Origin of the sequence: Micromonospora sp. NBC_00389 (assembly GCF_036059255.1) — a bacterium.
Lineage (GTDB): Bacteria > Actinomycetota > Actinomycetes > Mycobacteriales > Micromonosporaceae > Micromonospora.
Genome location: NZ_CP107947.1, coordinates 3,936,175 through 3,954,680, shown reverse-complemented (window position 1 = coordinate 3,954,680; position 18,506 = coordinate 3,936,175). Strand labels below are relative to the sequence as shown.

17 protein-coding genes are annotated in these 18,506 nt (G+C 71.5%); 5 read left to right on the top strand and 12 right to left on the bottom strand.

The window, feature by feature from the left end; translation table 11 throughout:
- Nucleotides 1-5: 5 nt before the first annotated feature.
- Nucleotides 6-176, top strand: a complete 171-nt coding sequence (locus tag OG470_RS18760) for a hypothetical protein (RefSeq protein ID WP_328413984.1) — start codon at nucleotides 6-8, stop codon at nucleotides 174-176.
- Here the strand turns inward: OG470_RS18760 and OG470_RS18755 are convergent.
- The 3 genes from OG470_RS18755 to OG470_RS18745 form a co-directional block, all read right to left on the bottom strand.
- Nucleotides 173-1,108 (bottom strand): acyl-ACP desaturase, encoded by a 936-nt coding sequence (locus OG470_RS18755; protein WP_328413982.1) that lies wholly within the window; start codon nucleotides 1,106-1,108, stop codon nucleotides 173-175. The two genes, OG470_RS18760 and OG470_RS18755, sit on opposite strands and share 4 nt — an antisense overlap.
- Before the next feature lie 77 nt (nucleotides 1,109-1,185).
- Entirely contained in the window at nucleotides 1,186-2,514 is a 1,329-nt protein-coding gene (gene hisS, locus OG470_RS18750) for a histidine--tRNA ligase (protein WP_328413980.1), read from the bottom strand.
- 68 nt (nucleotides 2,515-2,582) lie between these two features.
- The gene (locus OG470_RS18745; RefSeq protein WP_328413978.1) at nucleotides 2,583-3,293 is read right to left on the bottom strand and encodes an MBL fold metallo-hydrolase; all 711 of its coding nucleotides are present in this window, start codon (nucleotides 3,291-3,293) and stop codon (nucleotides 2,583-2,585) included.
- Between the two features lie 265 nt (nucleotides 3,294-3,558).
- On the opposite strand from OG470_RS18745, the gene OG470_RS18740 reads away from it, so the two are divergent.
- Entirely contained in the window at nucleotides 3,559-4,443 is an 885-nt protein-coding gene (locus OG470_RS18740) for a peptidylprolyl isomerase (protein WP_328413976.1), read from the top strand.
- Nucleotides 4,444-4,502: 59 nt separating this feature from the next.
- Entirely contained in the window at nucleotides 4,503-5,342 is an 840-nt protein-coding gene (locus OG470_RS18735) for a peptidylprolyl isomerase (protein WP_328413975.1), read from the top strand.
- A gap of 109 nt (nucleotides 5,343-5,451) precedes the next feature.
- Here the strand turns inward: OG470_RS18735 and OG470_RS18730 are convergent, their stop codons facing one another.
- The 8 genes from OG470_RS18730 to ruvC all read right to left on the bottom strand — a co-directional run bounded on the left by OG470_RS18730 (nucleotide 5,452) and on the right by ruvC (nucleotide 14,878).
- A complete protein-coding gene (locus tag OG470_RS18730; RefSeq protein ID WP_406076331.1) occupies nucleotides 5,452-7,977 on the bottom strand; it encodes a RelA/SpoT family protein in 2,526 nt (841 codons plus the stop codon).
- Between the two features lie 170 nt (nucleotides 7,978-8,147).
- On the bottom strand, nucleotides 8,148-8,714 hold the full coding sequence (locus OG470_RS18725; RefSeq protein ID WP_328413974.1) for an adenine phosphoribosyltransferase: 567 nt from the start codon (nucleotides 8,712-8,714) through the stop codon (nucleotides 8,148-8,150).
- 105 nt (nucleotides 8,715-8,819) lie between these two features.
- Nucleotides 8,820-10,013: a protein translocase subunit SecF gene (gene secF / locus OG470_RS18720; protein ID WP_328413973.1), complete on the bottom strand. Its 1,194-nt coding sequence runs from the start codon at nucleotides 10,011-10,013 to the stop codon at nucleotides 8,820-8,822.
- Between the two features lies 1 nt (nucleotide 10,014).
- On the bottom strand, nucleotides 10,015-11,931 hold the full coding sequence (secD, locus tag OG470_RS18715) for a protein translocase subunit SecD (RefSeq protein WP_328413971.1): 1,917 nt from the start codon (nucleotides 11,929-11,931) through the stop codon (nucleotides 10,015-10,017).
- A 276-nt stretch (nucleotides 11,932-12,207) separates the two neighbouring features.
- Nucleotides 12,208-12,546 (bottom strand): preprotein translocase subunit YajC, encoded by a 339-nt coding sequence (yajC, locus tag OG470_RS18710; protein ID WP_328413969.1) that lies wholly within the window; start codon nucleotides 12,544-12,546, stop codon nucleotides 12,208-12,210.
- 141 nt (nucleotides 12,547-12,687) lie between these two features.
- Nucleotides 12,688-13,755 (bottom strand): Holliday junction branch migration DNA helicase RuvB, encoded by a 1,068-nt coding sequence (ruvB, locus tag OG470_RS18705; RefSeq protein ID WP_328413967.1) that lies wholly within the window; start codon nucleotides 13,753-13,755, stop codon nucleotides 12,688-12,690.
- On the bottom strand, nucleotides 13,752-14,354 hold the full coding sequence (gene ruvA / locus OG470_RS18700; RefSeq protein WP_328413965.1) for a Holliday junction branch migration protein RuvA: 603 nt from the start codon (nucleotides 14,352-14,354) through the stop codon (nucleotides 13,752-13,754). The genes ruvB and ruvA overlap by 4 nt, the downstream gene beginning before the upstream one ends.
- A complete protein-coding gene (gene ruvC / locus OG470_RS18695) occupies nucleotides 14,351-14,878 on the bottom strand; it encodes a crossover junction endodeoxyribonuclease RuvC (protein ID WP_328413963.1) in 528 nt (175 codons plus the stop codon). The genes ruvA and ruvC overlap by 4 nt, the downstream gene beginning before the upstream one ends.
- Nucleotides 14,879-15,129: 251 nt before the next feature.
- Here ruvC and OG470_RS18690 point away from each other — a divergent pair, with 251 nt between their 5' ends.
- A complete protein-coding gene (locus OG470_RS18690) occupies nucleotides 15,130-15,912 on the top strand; it encodes a 3-hydroxybutyrate dehydrogenase (RefSeq protein WP_328413961.1) in 783 nt (260 codons plus the stop codon).
- 14 nt (nucleotides 15,913-15,926) lie between these two features.
- On the top strand, nucleotides 15,927-17,846 hold the full coding sequence (locus OG470_RS18685; RefSeq protein WP_328413959.1) for a helix-turn-helix domain-containing protein: 1,920 nt from the start codon (nucleotides 15,927-15,929) through the stop codon (nucleotides 17,844-17,846).
- 41 nt (nucleotides 17,847-17,887) lie between these two features.
- On the opposite strand, the gene OG470_RS18680 is transcribed toward OG470_RS18685, so the two are convergent.
- Nucleotides 17,888-18,496: a TetR/AcrR family transcriptional regulator gene (locus tag OG470_RS18680; RefSeq protein ID WP_328413958.1), complete on the bottom strand. Its 609-nt coding sequence runs from the start codon at nucleotides 18,494-18,496 to the stop codon at nucleotides 17,888-17,890.
- Between the last annotated feature and the right edge of the window lie 10 nt (nucleotides 18,497-18,506).

Below are 18,506 nucleotides of genomic sequence, written 5' to 3'. Positions count from 1 at the left end.
TGATCATGAGATTGACGGGTGATCGGGAGATCGAACAGCCCGCCAACCTCATGATCAACGAGGTGGGCGCGTGGGTGGGGCAGCGCGGTGGGGCAGCGCGGTGGGGCAGCGCGGTGGGGCAGCGCGGTGGGGCAGCGCGGGTGGGGCAGCGCGGGTGGGGTGCGGTGGGGATTTAGCGGAGGGCCAGGCGGGCGGCGCGGGCGTCGCGCTTCTCCTCGAAGCGGGTGGCGGCGACGTGCAGGGTGTCGAGTTGGGCGGCGAGCTGCTCGCGGGCGGCCTCGCCGTCGGCGTTCAGGCCGGTCACGTTGAACACGTCCCACTGGCGCAGCACCGGCATCAGCACCTCGTCGCGGTGCTGGCGCAGGTCGTAGATGCCGGCCAGGGCGATCGCCACCGACTTGCGGGCGAAGCCGTCGATGCCGTTGCCCGGCATCTGGAAGTCGGCCACCACGTCCGCGACGGCCCGCATGGCCTGGCTCGGGGCCAGCTCGAACGAGGCGGCGAGCAGGTTGCGGTAGAAGACCATGTGCAGGTTCTCGTCGGCGGCAACCCGGGCCAGCAGTGCCTCGCAGGCGGGGTCGCCGGTGGCCTTGCCGGTGTTGCGGTGCGAGATCCGGGTGGCCAGCTCCTGGAACGAGACGTACGCCAGGGAGTGCAGCACCTCGTCGTCGTGCACGTTGACGTAGCCGGTGGACATGTGCGTCATCCGGGCCCGCTCCAGCGCCACCGGGTCGACCGCCCGGCTGACCGTCAGGTAGTCGCGGATCGCCGTGCCGTGCCGGCCCTCCTCCGCGGTCCACCGGTGCACCCAGGTGCCCCACGCGCCGTCCCGGCCGAACAGGGTGGCGATCTCGTGGTGGTACGAGGGCAGGTTGTCCTCGGTCAGCAGGTTGACGATCAGCGCGGTGCGCGCCACGTCGGGGATGGTGGAGTCGGTCGGCGACCACGCCTCACCGCCGAGCGGCCCGTCGAAGGTACGCCCTTCGCTCCACGGCACGTACTCGTGCGGGAACCACTCCTTGGCCAGCGAGAGATGGCGGTCGAGGTTGCGCTCAACCACCGGCTCCAACTCGACGAGGAGTGCGGTCTGGCTCAGTGTGGTGCTCATGGTCACGAGAAACTCCCTACGGTGGCGTAACTTACGCTACCGTAGGTCCCCGCGGCCGAACGCGCCAGTGGTGAGATTCAGCTGACCATCGGCTTGAGGTCCTCCCGGGGCGGCATCCACTCCCCCGCGGCCGCCGTGACCTGCTCGCCGGAGCGGATGTCCTTCACCTCGTCCGGCGCGCCGTCGGCCCCCGGGAACCAGACGTACGGGATGCCGCGCCGCTCGGCGTAGCGGATCTGCTTGCCGAACTTCGCCGCGCTCGGCGACACCTCGGTCGGCACCCCGCGCCGCCGCAGCGCCTCGGCCACCCGGTTACTGGCCGTACGCCGCTCCTCGCTGGTCACCGCCACCAGCACAGCGGTCGGCACCTCTCGGGAGATCGACAGCTCGCCCGCGCCGAAGAGCAGGCCGAGCAGCCGCGTCACCCCGATCGAGATCCCCACCCCGGGGTACGAGGTGGCACCGGAGCTGGCCAGATTGTCGTACCGGCCGCCGGAGCAGATCGAGCCGAACCGCTCGTAGCCGCGCAACTGGGTCTCGTAGACAGTGCCGGTGTAGTAGTCCAGACCCCGGGCGATGCGCAGGTCCGCCACGCAGAGCCCGGGCGAGTGCTCGGCGGCGGTCTCCACCACCCGGACCAGCTCCTCGATGCCCTCGGTCAGCAGGGGGTCGTCGACCCCGAGCGCACGCACCGCGTCGGCGAACGAGGCGTCCGGCGCGGAGATCTCGGCCAGCGCCAGGCACGCCTTGGCCTGCGCCTCGCTCGCCCCGGCGGTCTGGGCCAACAGCTCGGCCACCTTCGCCGGGCCGATCTTGTCGAGCTTGTCGACCGCGCGCAGCGCCGCCTCCGGGTCGGTCAACCCGATGCCCCGGTAGAAGCCCTCGCAGATCTTGCGGTTGTTGACCTGGATCGTCACCGGCGGGATCGGCAGCGCGCGCAGCGCGTCCCCGATCACCAGTGGCATCTCCGCCTCGTGGTGCGGGGCCAGGGTGTCCCGGTCGACGATGTCGATGTCGGCCTGGACGAACTCCCGGTAGCGCCCCTCCTGCGGCCGCTCACCCCGCCACACCTTCTGGATCTGGTAGCGGCGGAACGGGAAGGCCAACTTGCCGGCGTTCTCCAGCACGTACCGGGCGAACGGCACGGTGAGATCGAAGTGCAGGCCGAGCTGGTCGTCGCCGGCCGCACCGTCGGCGTCGGCGTGCAGCCGGCGGATCACGTAGACCTCCTTGGAGGTCTCCCCCTTGCGCAGTAGCTGGTCCAGCGGCTCCACCGCACGGGTCTCCAGCGGGGCGAAGCCGTACAGCTCGAAGGTGGCCCGGATCCGGTCGAGCACGAACTGCTCGGTCATCCGCTGGCCGGGCGTCCACTCGGGGAAGCCGGAGATGGGCGTGGGCTTGTTCATCACGTACTCCTTGCGGTTCCGCGGCAATGCGCGGTGACGCCGTGGGTCCGCACGGCGCAGACGACGGTTTAGAGGCCCCTGGTGGGCGCGGCCGGCGACGTGCCAGCCACCTCGACGAGGTACGGGTTGCTGGCGCGCTCACGGCCGATGGTGGTGCTGGGGCCGTGGCCGGGCAGGACGACGGTGTCGTCGGCCAGCGGGAGGATCTTGTCGCGCAGGCTGGTCAGCATCGCCGGCATGCTGCCGCCGGGCAGGTCGGTGCGGCCGATCGAGCCGGCGAAGAGCACGTCGCCGGAGAGGCAGATCTCGTCGGCCTCCCAGCCCGACCCGGCGCCGGGCAGCCGGAACAGCACCGACCCGCCGGTATGGCCCGGGGCATGGTCGACGGCGATCTCCAGACCGGCCAGCGTGAGGGTCGCGCCGTCGGTCAGCTCGGCCACGTCCTCCGGCTCGGTGTAGCTCAACCGGCCGCCGAAGAGCGAACTCAGGTCGGTCGAGAGACCCTTGGCCGGGTCGGCCAGCATCTCCCGGTCGCCGGGGTGCACGTACGCGGTGATGCCGCGGGCACCACAGACCGGCGCCACCGAGAAGGTGTGATCGAGGTGGCCGTGGGTGAGCAGCACAGCGGCCGGATGCAGACGGTGCTCGGCGAGCAGCGCGTCGAGCTGGTCGAGCACCCCGATGCCGGGGTCGACCACCACGCACTGCTCCCCCGGCGCGGTGGCCACCACATAGCAGTTGGTGCCGAAGGCGTCCGCGGGAAAGCCGGCCACGAGCACTGGCGCTGTCCTTTCCGTCGAGCTGTCGTCCTGCCCAGCAGCCTAACCGGCGACGCGATCCGGTTTGCCGCGTCCGTCCCTCCCGCCCCGCCGGGCACAGTGACATCGCCCGATAAGGGCTGCTGGCGGCGGGGTGGACCTCGTACACCACATTCCCAGTCGCTAGCCGTACACTCTGGCGGGCGTGTGGCGCGGCACACGTGACGCCTGATGGGCCGGGACGCCCGGCCGCCGGCGACGACCAGGTAGAGGAAGGGGAGCACGGGTGGCTTCCAGCAGGGACCGGCAGCGCAAACTGGCGCGGGCCAAGCTCGACCGGCAGTTGGCCCGCCGAGCCGCCTCCACGCGGCGCCGTCGGCAGATCCAGGCCGGTGTCGGCGCCGCTGTGGTCCTCGTGCTGATCGTGGCCGGCTCGGCCTGGGCGCTCGGGGCCTTCGACTCCGACCCGAAGCAGAACACGGCCGCGGAGGACATCTGCCTCTGGACGCCGCAGGACGCGACGGCCAACACCAACCTCAAGGACGTCGGCACGCCGGAGACCAAGGGCCTGCCCACCGACGGCACCCGGGCGATGACCGTGACCACCAACCAGGGCGCGCCGATCACCGCGGAGTTGGATCTGACCAGCTCCCCGTGTGCCGCGGCGAGCATCACCCACCTGGCGAGCCGGTCGTTCTACGACAACACCAAGTGCCACGAGATCACCGCCGACGGCGCGCTGCGCTGCGGTGACCCCAGCGGCACCGGCCTCGGCGGGCCGACCTACTCGTTCTACGACGAGGACGTGCCGACCGTGCCGTCGGCGTCGCCGTCGGCCAGCCCGGCGCCCGGCCAGCCGCCCACGTACCCGAAGGGGACCGTGGCGATGATCTCCAACCCGCCGGGCAGCAACGGCAGTCAGTTCCTGATCTTCTTCAAGGACTTCACCACCACCGACCCCAAGTTCCCGGTGATCGGCCGGGTGACCGGCGGGCTGGACGTGGTGGAGAAGATCGGCGCCCTGCCGACCGTGGACAATGGGACGGGGGCCCAGGTCAAACCCAAGACCGACGTGGTGATCCAGAGCCTCACCGTTGGTGAGCCGGTCACCGCTGCGGCACCGTCGCCGTCGGCCTCCGGCGCCCCGGCCAGCAGCCCGAGTGCCGGCTGACCGGTCGCCCCACCCCACCCGAGCGGCACCCAGCAGCAGACAGCCAGGAGGATCCAGGCGTGACGTCCACCAGAGATCGGCAGCGCGCCGCGGCACGCGCCCGGCTCGAGAAGGAGATGGCCGAGCGCTCGGCCAAGGCCCGCAAGCGCCGGCAGACGCAGGCGATCATCGGCGCGGGCGCTGCGCTGGTGCTCGTGGTCGCCGGCACCGTCTGGCTGGCGATGAGCCTCGGCGGTGACGACGACAAGACCGACACCGCCGCCCAGGCGCCCGGCGCGTCCGAGTGCGTGTACAACCAACTGCCCGCGGACCAGCGGAGCCCGCAGATCAAGGACGTGGGGCTGCCGAGCAACCAGCAGTCCGGCACCGGCGTGCAGACCATGACGATCGACACCAACCTGGGCCCGATCACCGCCAAGGTCGACCGGTCGCTGGTGCCGTGCACGGCGGGCAGCTTCAGCTACCTCGCGGAGAAGAACTTCTTCGACAACACCAAGTGCCACCGTCTGGTGACCGAGGGCATCAAGGTGCTGCAGTGCGGTGACCCGAGCGCCACCGGCAACGGCTGGCGGGAGACCGACGGCATGGGTGGCCCGAGCTACAAGCTGCCCGAGGAGAACCTGCCCACCGACAAGCGTCCGCCGTACCCGGAGGGCGTCATCGCGATGGCCAACTCGGGCCAGCCGGGCAGCACCGGCAGCCAGTTCTTCATCGTGTACGGCGACTCACCGCTGGACCCGGCGTACACCGTGCTCGGCACCGTCACCGGTGGCCTGGACATCGTCAAGGACGTGGCCAAGACCGGCGACGACGGGGCGTTCGCCCAGCAGGCTGGCGGTGGCCACCCGAAGAAGGAGGTCATCATCAAGGACCTCGCCATGAGCGCGCCGCAGGGCTGACGCCCGAGAAGACGACGAAGCGCCCGCCGGCTGAGCCGGCGGGCGCTTCCGTGTCCGGGAACTCTGTCGTGTCCGGGGATCGGCGCCGCCCGGGGAGGGCGGCACGCGGTCAGGCGCCGGAGGTGACCCGGTACGCGTCGAAGACGCCGTCGACCTTGCGGACCGTGGCCAGCAGGTGGCCCAGGTGCTTCGGGTCGGCCATCTCGAAGCTGAACCGGCTCACCGCCACCCGGTCGCGGGTGGTGGTGACGGTGGCGGAGAGGATGTTGACCCGCTCGTCGGAGAGCACCCGGGTGACGTCGGCCAGCAGCTTGTGCCGGTCCAGCGCCTCCACCTGGATGGCCACCAGGAACGTCGAGGCGGAGGTGAGCTTCCAGCTGACCTCGACCACCCGCTCGCTCTGCGCCCGCAGGTCCTCGGCGTTGGCGCAGTCGTCGCGGTGCACGCTCACCCCGCCGGAGCGGGTGACGAAGCCGAACACCGAATCCGGGGGGACCGGGGTGCAGCAGCGGGCCAGCTTGATCCAGACGTCGCTGACGCCCCGGACCACCACGCCCGGGTCGTTGCTGCTCTGCCGGCTGCGCGGCGGCCGGGTGGCGACGGCGGTCTCGGCGATGTCCTCCGCCGCGCCCTCCTCGCCGCCGTACGCGGCCATCAGCTTCTGCACCACCGACTGCGCGGAGACCTGGCTGTCGCCGACCGCCGCGTAGAGCGAGGCCACGTCGGCGAGGTGCAGGTCCCGGGCGATCGACATCAGCGCGTCAGAGGTGAGCATCCGCTGCAACGGCATGCCCTGCTTGCGCATCGCCTTGACGATCGCGTCCTTGCCGGCCTCGATCGCCTCCTCGCGGCGCTCCTTGTTGAAGTACTGGCGGATCTTCGTACGCGCGCGAGGGCTCTTGACGAAGCCCAGCCAGTCCTGAGTCGGGCCGGCGGTCTCGGACTTCGAGGTGAAGATCTCGATCACGTCGCCGTTGGACAGCGTCGACTCCAGCGGCACCAACTTGCCGTTGACCCGCGCCCCGATGCACTTGTGCCCGACCTCGGTGTGCACCGCGTACGCGAAGTCCACCGGCGTCGAACCCGTCGGCAGCGGGATGACGTCACCCTTCGGGGTGAAGACGTACACCTCCTGGCTGGACAGGTCGAAGCGCAACGCGTCCAGGAACTCGCTCGGGTCGGCCGCCTCCCGCTGCCAGTCCAGCAACTGCCGCAGCCAGGTCATCTCGTCGATGTGCGCCGGCGGGCCGACGATCTGCGTGCCCTTGTGCTCCTTGTACTTCCAGTGCGCGGCGATGCCGAACTCGGCGGTGCGGTGCATCGCGTACGTGCGGATCTGCATCTCCACCGGCTTGCCGGTGGGCCCGATGACCGTCGTGTGCAACGACTGGTACATGTTGAACTTGGGCATCGCGATGTAGTCCTTGAACCGACCCGGCACCGGCTGCCAGTTGGCGTGGATCACACCCAGCGCCGCGTAGCAGTCCCGAACTGTGTCGACCAGGATCCGCACCCCGACCAGGTCGTAGATGTCGTTGAAGTCGCGACCCCGCACGATCATCTTCTGGTAGATCGAGTAGAGGTGCTTCGGCCGACCGGTCGTCTCCGCCTTGATCTTCGCGGCCTTGAGGTCGGTCTGCACCTTCTGGGTCACCTGCCGCAGCAGTGCCTCACGCTGCGGCTGGTGCTCCCCGATCAGCCGGTTGATCTCCTCGTACCGCTTCGGGAACAGCGTGCCGAAGGCGAGATCCTCCAGCTCCCACTTAATGGTGTTCATACCCAGCCGGTGGGCCAGCGGGGCCAGGATCTCCAGCGTCTCCTTGGCCTTCTGCTCCTGCTTGGGCCGGGGCAGGAAGGTCAGAGTGCGCATGTTGTGCAGCCGGTCGGCCAGCTTGATCACCAGCACCCGCGGGTCCTTGGCCATCGCCACGACCATCTTGCGGATCGTCTCGGCCTTGGCCGCGTCGCCCAGCTTGACCTTGTCCAGCTTGGTGACACCGTCGACCAGCAGGGCGACCTCGCCGCCGAAGTCGGCGCGCATCTGGTCGAGGGTGTACTCGGTGTCCTCGATCGTGTCGTGCAGCAGCGCGGCGACCAGCGTGGTGGTGTCCATCCCCAGGTTGCCCAGGATGGTGGCCACCGCGAGCGGGTGCGTGATGTACGGGTCGCCGGACTTGCGGTACTGCCCGGAGTGCCACCGCGCGGCCGTGTCGAAGGCGCGCTGGAGCAACCGGGCGTCGGCCTTGGGGTGGTTTACCCGGTGGCTCGCGATGAGCGGCTCCAGCACCTCGCTGACCTGCGAGGTCTGCCACGGCGCGTTGAACCGGGCCAGCCGGGCCCGGACCCGCCGGCCGGTGGGCGCGTTGGACAGCCCGAAACCACCGCTCGGCGACGGGTCGATGCCGGCATCGGTCGGGAACGGCACCACGACACCGTCGGCACCGGGGGACGCCTCGACGGCACCCGATGCGGCACCGATCGGAAGCACCGTGCCCTCGGCCGGAGCCCTGCCTGAGCCGTTACCGGTGCCCGTCACCCGGGCCGGCGCGTCACCGTTCCGGTCGGTCACCGAGCCGTCAGCGTCGCCTGTCGGGTGCACCGTGCCCTCCACCGGAGGGACGACATCGTGGGACACCGGCCTCCTCACCGCTCGCCGGAAACACACCGGCCGTACGTCGGCCGGCCTGGTCTCGCGCCGCCGGACGGCGTACCGCCGGCGTCAGCAAAGGGCAATGCTACCCGCACGGACGGTCCCCTGCCGCTCCGCCGGACGGTCGGCGCCCGGTCCGCCCGACGGGTCGCTGTTCAAACGGTCAGCAGGGCATGGACGGGACGCGGGGCCAGCCGCTCGCGGGCGCCCAGGAAAGCGAGCTCCAGCAGAACAGTGAAGCCGGTGACCGTCCCCCCGGCCCGCTCGACCAGGTCCAGCGTCGCCTCGGCAGTGCCGCCGGTGGCCAGCACGTCGTCGACCACCAGCACCCGGTGCCCAGCGGTGAAGGCGTCCTCGTGCACTTCCAGGGTGGCCTCGCCGTACTCCAGCGCGTAGGAGACCGAGTGCGCCGGGCGGGGCAGCTTGCCGGCCTTGCGCACCGGCACCACGCCCACCCCGGCCGCGTACGCGACAGCCGCCGCGACGACGAACCCGCGCGCCTCGATGCCGACCACCACGTCGAAGCCATCCCGCCCGTGGTACGCGACGATCCCGTCGACCACCTCGCGGAACACCTTGCCGTCGGCGAACAGCGGCATCAGGTCCTTGAACATGACACCGGGCTGGGGAAAGTCGGGCACATCCAGCACCCGGCTGGCGATCAGCTGGGCGGCCTCCGGGCCGCTGTCCCCGCGCGCCGCGGTGCTGTGGGTCTCCGTCACGGCTGTTCCGCTTCCTCTCCAACGACGACGGCGTCCGGCAATGCTGCTCGCACAGCATGCCGGACGCCGTTCGGGCGTTTCCTCCCGGGTCTCCCCCGGGGGCCGTCAGCGCCGCTTGGCGCCACCCGGCCGGTTGCCGCCGCCACCCGGGCGACCGCCCCGGGCACCGGTCGGCCGCTTGCCGGCCGGCCGAGCGCCCACCTTGGGGGCGGCACCGGCCAGCGCGGCGGAATCCGAGTCGAGCTGGGCGTCGGTCGCGTCGGCCTGGGCCGGGCTCGGGGCACCCTTCGGGGTGACCTCGCCACGGGCCAGCGCGCCCCGGCGGGCCAGCACCCGCTTGTTGTGCGCCTGGATCCGCGGGTCGTAGTTCTTCAGCAGCGCCAGCAGCGGCGTGGCCACCAGGATGGAGGTCACGAACGCCACCGCCATACCGACGAACAGCACCAGGCCGAGGTCCTTCAGCGTGCCGGCGCCGAGCAGGCCGGCACCGATGAAGAGCAGACCACCGACCGGCAGCAGGGCGACCACCGAGGTGTTCAACGACCGCATCAGGCTCTGGTTGACGGCCAGGTTGGCCGCCTCGGAGTACGTCTGGTTGTTGTTGGCCGTGATGCCCCGGGTGTTCTCCTGGACCTTGTCGAAGACCACCACCACGTCGTAGAGCGCGAAGCCCAGGATCGTGAGGAAACCGATGATCGTCGACGGGGTGACCTCGAAGCCGACCAGCGAGTAGATGCCGGCGGTGAGGATCAGGTTCATGAACAGCGAGGAGACGGCGGCGACCGCCATCCGCCACTCGAAGCGCAGGATCAGGTAGACCATCACCAGCGCGATGAAGATGACCAGGCCGAGGACGGCCCGCTCGGTGACCTGGCTGCCCCACGCCTCGCTGACCTGGTTGCCGCTGACCTGGTTGACGTTGATGCCGAAGTCCTGCGCGATGCGCGTCTGCACCGCGTTGGCCTGCTCGGCGCTGAGCTGCCCGGTGCGCAGCTCGTAGGAGTCGCCGCCGGGGCCGCCGACCTTCTGCGCGGTGGCCACCTCGATACCGGTGTTCTCGGCGGCGAGAGCCGAGTTGACCTCCTCCTCGGCCTGTTCCAGGGTGCCGACGCTGGCCGGCACCTGGAACGAGTTACCACCGGCGAACTCGATGCCGAGGCTGAACCCACGGATCGAGAAGCTGAGGATCGCGATCAGGATCAGGATCCCGGCGACGCCGAACCAGAGCTTGCGCCGGCCGACGACGTTGAGACCGGCCTCGCCGTTGTAGAGGCGGCTCGCCAGACCGTTCTGAGCCATCTCAGGCCTCCTTGGCGCGCGGGTTGCGGGGCTGAGTCTGCTGGCTGCGGGCCGGAAGTGCCCGGCCCAGACCGCTGACCCGCGGGGACAGGAACGCCCGGGTCCGGGCGAACATCGTCATGATCGGGTGCCGGAAGAGGAAGACCACGACCAGGTCCAGCACGGTGGCCAGGCCGAGGGCGAACGCGAAGCCCTTGACCGTGCCGACCGAGACCACGTAGAGCACCACCGCGGAGAGCAGGGTGATCGCGTTGGCCGAGATGATCGTCTTACGGGCCCGGATCCAGGCCCGGGGCACCGCGCTGCGCGGACTGCGCCCCTCCCGGATCTCGTCCTTCAGTCGCTCGAAGTAGATGACGAACGAGTCCGCCGCCACACCGAGCGAGACGATCATGCCGGCGATGCCGGCGAGGGTGAGCGTGAAGCCGATCTGCCGGCCGAGCACCACCAGCGCACCGAAGACGAGCAGCGCCGAGAGGATCAGGCTCAGGAAGATGACCGAGCCGAGCAGCCGGTAGTAGAAGAACGCGTAGATGATGACCAGCAGCATGCCGATGCCGGCCGCGAGCAGACCCGCCCGCAGGTGGCTGGCGCCCAGGGTGGCGGTGACGTTCTGCCGCTCCTGCTGCTCGAAGGTCACCGGCAGCGCGCCGTAGCGCAGCTGGCCGGCGAGCGCGCTGGCGTCCTTCTGGGTGAAGTTGCCGGTGATCTGGGAGTTGCCGGTCAGTACGCCCTGGATCTCCGGGGAGGAGACGATCTCGTTGTCCAGCACGACGGCCACCCGGCACTTGCCGTCCTGACCCAGCGCGGTCGCGTCGCAGGCCTGGCCCTCGTTGTTGAACGCCTCACGGGTGAGAGCGGTCCACTTGCCCTGGCCGTCACCGGTGAAGTCCAGGCTGACCACCCAGGCGTTGGTCTGGTCGAGCACCGCGTCGGCGTCGTCCACGTCGGTGCCGAGCACCTTGGCCTGGTCGAGCAGGTACTTCGAAGCGCCGTCCTCGCAGGAGACGGCCTGCTGCTTCGGGTCGGAGATCGACGCTGGCGGGCGCTTGTCGAGCTGCGCGCAGCCGATCGTCGGCACGTTGAACTGCATCTGCGCCGGCAGCACGGCCACCTCTTGCGGCGACAGCGTGCCGAACGGCTTGAGCTTGTCGGCCAACGACGGGTCGGCGGTCAGGTCGGCCGGGGCCTGCAAGCCGTTGGCGGCCTGCCACGACGCGGCGCCGACCTTCTGCTCGACGGCCTTGCGCTGCTCCTCGATGCTGGCGGGCACCGGCTCCTCGCTGGCGGTCGGCGACGGCGCGGCGGCACTCGGCGAGGCCGAGGCGGCGGGGGACGGCGTGGCGCTGGCGCTGGGCGCCGGGGCCATCCCACCCTGCCCACCGCTGGGTGACGTGGTCACCTTCGGCGCGGCGCTGCCGGACGGGGTCGGCAACGCGCTGCCGGACGGGGCGGGGCTGGCGCTGCCCGACGGGGCGGGCGTGGCGGCCGGCGGCGGCACGGCGGCCGTCCCGCTGCCGTCGGCGGCCTTGAGCACCTTGCGGAAGCGCAGCTCGGCGGCGCTGCCCACGTCGGTGAGGTCCCGGTTTTCACCGGGCAGGGAGATGACGATGTTCCGGTTGCCCTCGGTGACCACCTCGGCCTCGGCCACGCCGAACGCGTTGACCCGGCTCTCGATGATCTGGCGGGCCTCCTCGAGGTTTTCTGCCGTCGGGGGCTTGCCATCGACGCTGTTGGTCGCCTCCAGCGTCATCCGGGTGCCGCCGATCAGGTCCAGGCCGAGCCGAGGCTCGAGCCGGTCCTTGAAGCTGCCGCTGGCGCCGCCCGCGAAGAACACCAAAAGGTAGAGGACGACGAAGATGAACCCGAGCACGGCGAGCTGCCTGCCGGGCCGCATCTGTCCCTGAGGTGGTGCCACGGTTGTCCTGTCTCCCTGTACGGTCGCGCCGCTGCGCGCGGCGGCGGCGGGTGTCGGGCCGGGGGTCCCGGTCGACGGTCTGACCTGGGCCGGCGAGGTGCCGACACGATGGCCGGACGCGCCGACGCGAGACGCCGACGGTCACGGGGACGTGCCGATGCCCGGCGTCGACCCAACTATCCAGTTTTCACGTCGCGTCCGCTGCCCCATCGGGCGCGGTGGCCCCGGGGGACTGGTCGACCGGCCGTACGCCGGACCCGCCCCCGGGAGGAAGGATCACTCCTTGGCGGAGTCCGCGTCCTCGGTGACCGGCTCGCTCGGCAGCTCCGCGCGGGTGATCACCCGGGCGATGGCCGGCCGGGCGTACCGGGTCTGCACGCCCGGAGCGACCTCGAGCAGGACGCTGTCGTCCTCGATGCCAGTGACGGTGCCGTAGAGCCCGCCGATGGTCACGACCTCGTCGCCGGGCCCGAGGTTGGACTGCATCGCCTCCGACTCGCGGCGGCGCTTCTGCTGGGGTCGGATCATCATGAAGTACATGACACCGAAGAGCAGGGCGATCATCAGGATCGGCGTAAAACTGCCGGCCCCGCCGCCCGCTGCTGCGTAATACACGGTTACTGAACCTTCCCATTAGCCACCTGCCCGGCACGTGGGGTGCCGGAGCGGAGGCGGATTCTCACGTCCTGTACAGACCGCGGCGAAGTCTAATCCCTGCACCTGAGAACACCGAATGCGGCACAGATCACGTTCACATCACGCCTGATCGGCATCCGACGAGAACAGATCGGGCGCCGATGGGACATCCGCCCCAAATGTACCATTCGGCGGTGTACGCCCCAGATGCCGCCAGGCGGCCTCGGTGGCCACCCGACCCCGCGGGGTACGGGCCAGCAGACCGGCGCGGACCAGGAAGGGCTCACAGACCTCCTCGACCGTGTCCGGCTGCTCCCCCACCGCCACGGCGAGGGTGGACAACCCCACCGGACCACCCCGGAACGAGTCGACCAGCGCGGTCAGCACCGCCCGGTCGAGCCGGTCCAGGCCCAGCGCGTCCACGTCGTACACGGTCAGGGCGGCACGGGCGGTGGCCAGGTTGACCACCCCGTCGGCCCGCACCTCGGCGTAGTCCCGGACCCGGCGCAGCAACCGGTTGGCGATCCGCGGTGTCCCCCGGGACCGGCCGGCGATCTCGGCCGCACCGTCGGCGGTGATCGGCACTCCGAGAATCCGCGCCGAGCGGTGCAGCAGCGTCTCCAGGTCAGCCGGGGCGTAGAAATCCAGGTGTGCCACGAAGCCGAAACGATCCCGCATCGGCCCGGTCAACAGACCCGACCGGGTGGTCGCGCCGACCAGGGTGAACGGCTCGACGTCCAGCGGGATGGCGGTGGCGCCCGGCCCCTTGCCGACCACCACGTCGACCCGGAAATCCTCCATGGCGCTGTAGAGCAGCTCCTCGGCAGGCCGGGCGATCCGGTGGATCTCGTCGATGAACAGCACGTCGCCCTCGCCGAGGCTGGTCAGGATGGCCGCCAGGTCACCGGAGCGCTCGATCGCCGGGCCGCTGGTCACCCGGATGCCCGCGCCCAGCTCGGCGGCGACGATGTTGGCCAGGCTGGTCTTACCCAGGCCGGGCGGGCCGGAGAGCAGGATGTGGTCCGGCGGCGAGCCCCGCCGCATGGCGCCCTGCAACAACAGGTCGAGCTGGTCGCGGACCCGGTCCTGAGCGATGAACTCGGCCAGCCTCCGGGGCCGGACGGTGGCCTCGGCGTCCCGGTCCGCGTCGCTGACGTACGCCGAGACAAGCCCTTCGGTCTCACTCATCGGTTGCGACCCAGCAGGCGGATGGCCTGCCTGAGCAGGACCGGCACGGGCGGGGTCTCGCCGTCGACGGTCTCCGCAACCGCGGCCACCGCCTGGTCGGCCTGCCCGGCCGTCCAGCCCAGCCCGACCAGCGCCTGGCGGACCTGCTCGGGCCAACTGCCCCCGGTCACGCCGCCCACGCCGTCGGCGCCGATCGCCACCGGGCCGATCCGGTCGCGCAGCTCCAGCACCAGGCGCTCGGCGCCCTTCTTGCCGATCCCGGGCACCCGGGTCAGCGCGGCGATGTCGGCGTTGGCGATCGCCTTGCGGACCGCGTCCGGGGTGTGCACGGCCAGCACCGCCTGGGCCAGCCGCGGGCCGACCCCGCTGGCGGTCTGGAGCAGCTCGAACAGCGCCTTGGCGTCGTCGTCGGCGAAGCCGTAGAGGGTCAGCGAATCCTCCCGGACCACCAGGCTGGTGGCCAGCCGGGCGGTCTGGCCGACCCGCAGGTCGGCCAGTGTCCCCGGGGCGCAGTGCACGGCCAGGCCGACCCCGCCGACCTCGATCACGGCCTGGTCCGGACCTGTCGCGGTCACCGTGCCGCGCACGCTGGCGATCATCGTGCCCCTCCTCGTCGTGCCCGGTCGGCCGCCGCGGCCAGTTTGGAACGGGTGCCGCCCCGCCACACGTGGCAGATGGCCAGGGCGAGCGCGTCGGCGGCGTCGGCCGGCTTGGGTGGCTCGGCCAGCCGCAGCAGCCGGGTCACCATCGCGGTCATCTGCGCCTTGTCGGCCTGACCGGAACCGGTCACCGCCGCCTTCACCTCGCTGGGGGTGTACGTCTGCACCGGCAACCCGGCGCGCGCCCCGGCCAGCACGGCGATGCCGCTGGCCTGCGCGGTGCCCATCACCGTGCGCACGTTGTGCTGGCTGAACACCCGCTCGACGGCGACGCTCTCCGGCTGGTGCTCGGCGACCAACTCGGTCAGCGACCGGTCCAGGTGCAGCAGCCGCAGCGACAGGTCGTCAGCCGGGTCGGTGTAGATCACGTAGTAGGCGACCAGGGTGCAGGGCCGACCGGGCACGCCCTCGACCACGCCCACCCCGCACCGGGTCAGCCCCGGGTCGACACCGAGCACCCGCACGCCGCCCCTCCCCAACCATCACCAGTACGTGTGTTCGACACCCTACTGCCCGCCCTCCCACCCGCCTCAACAGACACGCCCGCCCCAGTCGATCATGGATTTGTGGTGGGTGACAGAGGCCGCAAATATGGATCGATCGGGCACCACAACACCATGATCGACGGGAGCGGGGGTGGCCACACAGCTTTGGTGCGGAGTATGTGTCGCTGCCCCATGTGCCCAGGGCCACACAGCTCGTAACTTCTTGCGCCATGACGGCAGAACCCGTGGCGGTCCCCCACGTCGTACAGGTCGACCTCGCCGGTCGTACCGCCCTGGTCACCGGGGGCGGCAGCGGCATCGGGCGGGCCTGCGCCCTGCGACTGGGCGCGGCCGGCGCCAAGGTGCTCGTGGTGGACCGCAACCTGGAGGCGGCCGAGGCGGTGGCCGCCGAGGCCGGCGGCCACGCCGAGGGGATGGACCTGGCCGACACCGCGGCGGTGGACCGGCTCGACGTGGACGTGGACATCGTCGTCAACAACGCCGGGCTCCAGCATGTGGCGCCGCTGCAGGACTTTCCCGTCGAGCGTTTCGAGTACATCCAGCGGGTGATGGTCGAGGCGCCGTTCCTGATCATCCGCCGCGCCCTGCCGCACATGTACGCCCGGGGCTGGGGCCGGATCATCAACATCTCCTCGGTGCACGGGCTGCGCGCCTCGCCGTTCAAGGCGGCCTACGTCTCCGCCAAGCACGCCCTGGAAGGGCTGTCGAAGGTGGTCGCGCTGGAAGGCGCCGCGCACGGGGTGACCGCCAACTGCATCAACCCGGCGTACGTGCGCACCCCGCTGGTGGAGAGCCAGATCGCCGACCAGGCGGCCAGCCACGGCCTCCCGGAGACTGAGGTGATCGAGAAGATCATGCTGGCCCGGGCCGCCATCAAGCGGCTGATCGAACCGGAGGAGGTGGCCGAGCTGATGGCGTACCTCTGCTCCGCGCCGGCGGCCTTCATCACGGGCGCGTCGATCGCGCTCGACGGGGGCTGGACGGCCAACTAGTGGGCCCGAGCACAATGTCGACCATGTCGTCGCCGGTGGAGTTCCTGGAACTGCTCGCCCGCGAGGCCGCGCCGGTCGAGTTCGAGGGACCGCTGGTGGCCGCGCGGGCCGCCGGGCTGCCCGCCGACCGACTGGCCGAGCTGGAACAGGCCAGGACGGTGGCGCTGCGGGTCCGCGCGCTGCTGGAGCGCCGGCGGCGCCGGGAGACCGAGCTGTCCGGCCTGTACGACACGGTCAGCGACCTCGCCGGGCTGCGCGACCTGGACGACGTGCTGCGGGCGATCGTGCACCGGGCCCGCAACCTGCTCGGCGCCGACGTGGCCTACATGACGCTCGACGACGAGGAGCGCGGCGACACCTACATGCGGGTCACCGACGGGTCGGTCTCGGCCCGCTTCCAGCGGCTGCGGCTGCCGATGGGCGCTGGCCTCGGCGGCCTGGTGGCCCAGTCCGGAGCCCCGTACGTCACCGCCAACTACGGCGAGGACGAGCGCTTCCACCACACCGGGGAGATCGACGCCGGGGTCGGCGAGGAGGGTCTGGTGGCGATCCTCGGGGTGCCACTGCGGCTCGGCTCCACCTCGATCGGGGTCCTCTACTCGGCCAACCGCTCGGCCCGCCCGTTCGCCCGGGAGGAGGTGGCGCTGCTGGTCTCCCTGGCCGCGCACGCCGCCGTGGCGATCGACACCGCCCGACTGCTGGCCGAGACCCGCTCGGCGCTGGCCGAGCTGTCGGCGGCGAACACCACCATCCGCGCGCACAGCAGCTCGGTGGAGCGGGCGGCGGCGGCACACGACCGGATGACGGGGCTGGTGCTGCGGGGTGGCGGGGTGGAGGACGTGGCAGCCGCGGTGACCGAGGTGCTGGACGGGGCGCTGCTGGCGCTGGACGCCGAGGGCCGGCTGCTGGCCCGGGTCGGCGAGATCGACGAGCCGGACCGGGCGGACATCGTCGAGGCGGTGGCCGCGTCCCGGACCGAGGGGCGCAGCGTGCGCCGAGGCCCGCTCTGGTACGCGGCGGTGGTGGCGGGCACGGAGAACCTGGGCGCCCTGGTACTGCGACCGGACGACGAGCTGGTCGACGCCGACCAGCGAATCCTGGAACGGGCCGCGCTGGTCACCGCACTGCTGCTGCTGTTCCGACGCACCGTGGCCGAGGCCGAGGGGCGGGTACGCGGCGAGCTGCTGGACGACCTGATCGCCCGGCCGCTGCGCGACACCGACGCCCTGCACGACCGCGCCCGCCGGCTCGGGGTGGACCTGGACGCGCCGCACGTGCTGGTGGCGGTGGGCGACGACGCGATCGCCGCCACCGGCTCTGCCCGCCAGCGGGTGTTCTCCTGGGCCACCACGTACGCCTCGGCCCGGGGCGGCCTGGCCGCGGCGCGCGACGGCCGGGTGGTGTTGATGCTGCCCGGGCGGGACGCGGGCGCCAGCGCCCGCGCGGTGGCCCGGGACCTGTCCCGGGTGACCGGCCGGCCGGTGACCGCCGGGGCGAGCGGCCCGTCGACCGGGCCGGCGTCGCTGGCCGGCACGTTCCACGAGGCGGACCGCTGCCTCACCGCACTCGGCGCGCTGGGCCGCTCCGGCCAGGGGGCGAGCACCGCCGAGCTGGGCTTCGTCGGGCTGCTGCTGGGCACGGTCGGTGACCGGGGCGAGAAGGACGTGGCGCAGTTCCTCACCGCCACCGTCGGGCCGGTGGTCGACTACGACGCCCGGCGGGGCACGGCGCTGGTGCGGACGCTGGAGGCGTACTTCGGGGTGGGCGGCAGCCTGGCCCGGGCCGCCGAGCAGTTGCACGTGCACGTCAACACGGTGACCCAGCGGTTGGAACGGGTGGGGCAGTTGCTCGGCGCCGACTGGCAGAAGCCCGAGCGGGCGTTGGAGGTGCAGCTTGCGCTGCGCCTGCACCGGCTCCGCGCCCCCGCCAGCTGACCCCCGGCCGGCAGGCCCGACCGGTCAGCCAGCGGGCCGGGTCAGCGGGCCTGGATGCCCTCCAACACGGTGTCGACGACCTGCTCTGGCAGGGTCCGCTCGTCCAGCTCCGGGTTCCACTGCAGCACGCGCTGGATCAGCATCGGCCCGGTAAGCAGCGCCATGGTCACCTCCAGGTCGAGGTCGGGCCGGAGCACCCCCTCGCTGACGCCCCGTCGCAGCACCTCGCGCATCAGCTGCCGGCGCGGGGCGATGATGTTCTGGTAGAGCTGGAACTGGTCCGGGCTGCGGTTCACCGCGGGCACCAGGCAGGGCATGATCTTCGCCGCGCGCGGGTCGACGTTCTTCCCGATCGCGCCGACCAGCAGGATCAGGTCGTCCCGGACGGTGTGCCCCTCGGGCTGCGGCAGGACGCCCTTGAGCCGGCGCAGCGCGTCCAGCAACAGAGCGTCCTTGCCGGCCCAGCGGCGGTAGATGGTGGCCTTACCGACCCCGGCGCGGGCAGCGATCGCCTCGATCGAGAGCGCTTCGATGGTGCTGCCCTCGGCGAGCAGGTCGAGGGTGGCCTCGATGATCGCCTCATCGGCGCGGAGGCTCCGCGGCCGCCCAGGCGACCGCGGAGCATCAGCTGTGGACGTCATGTCGGACATTGTCCCCGAA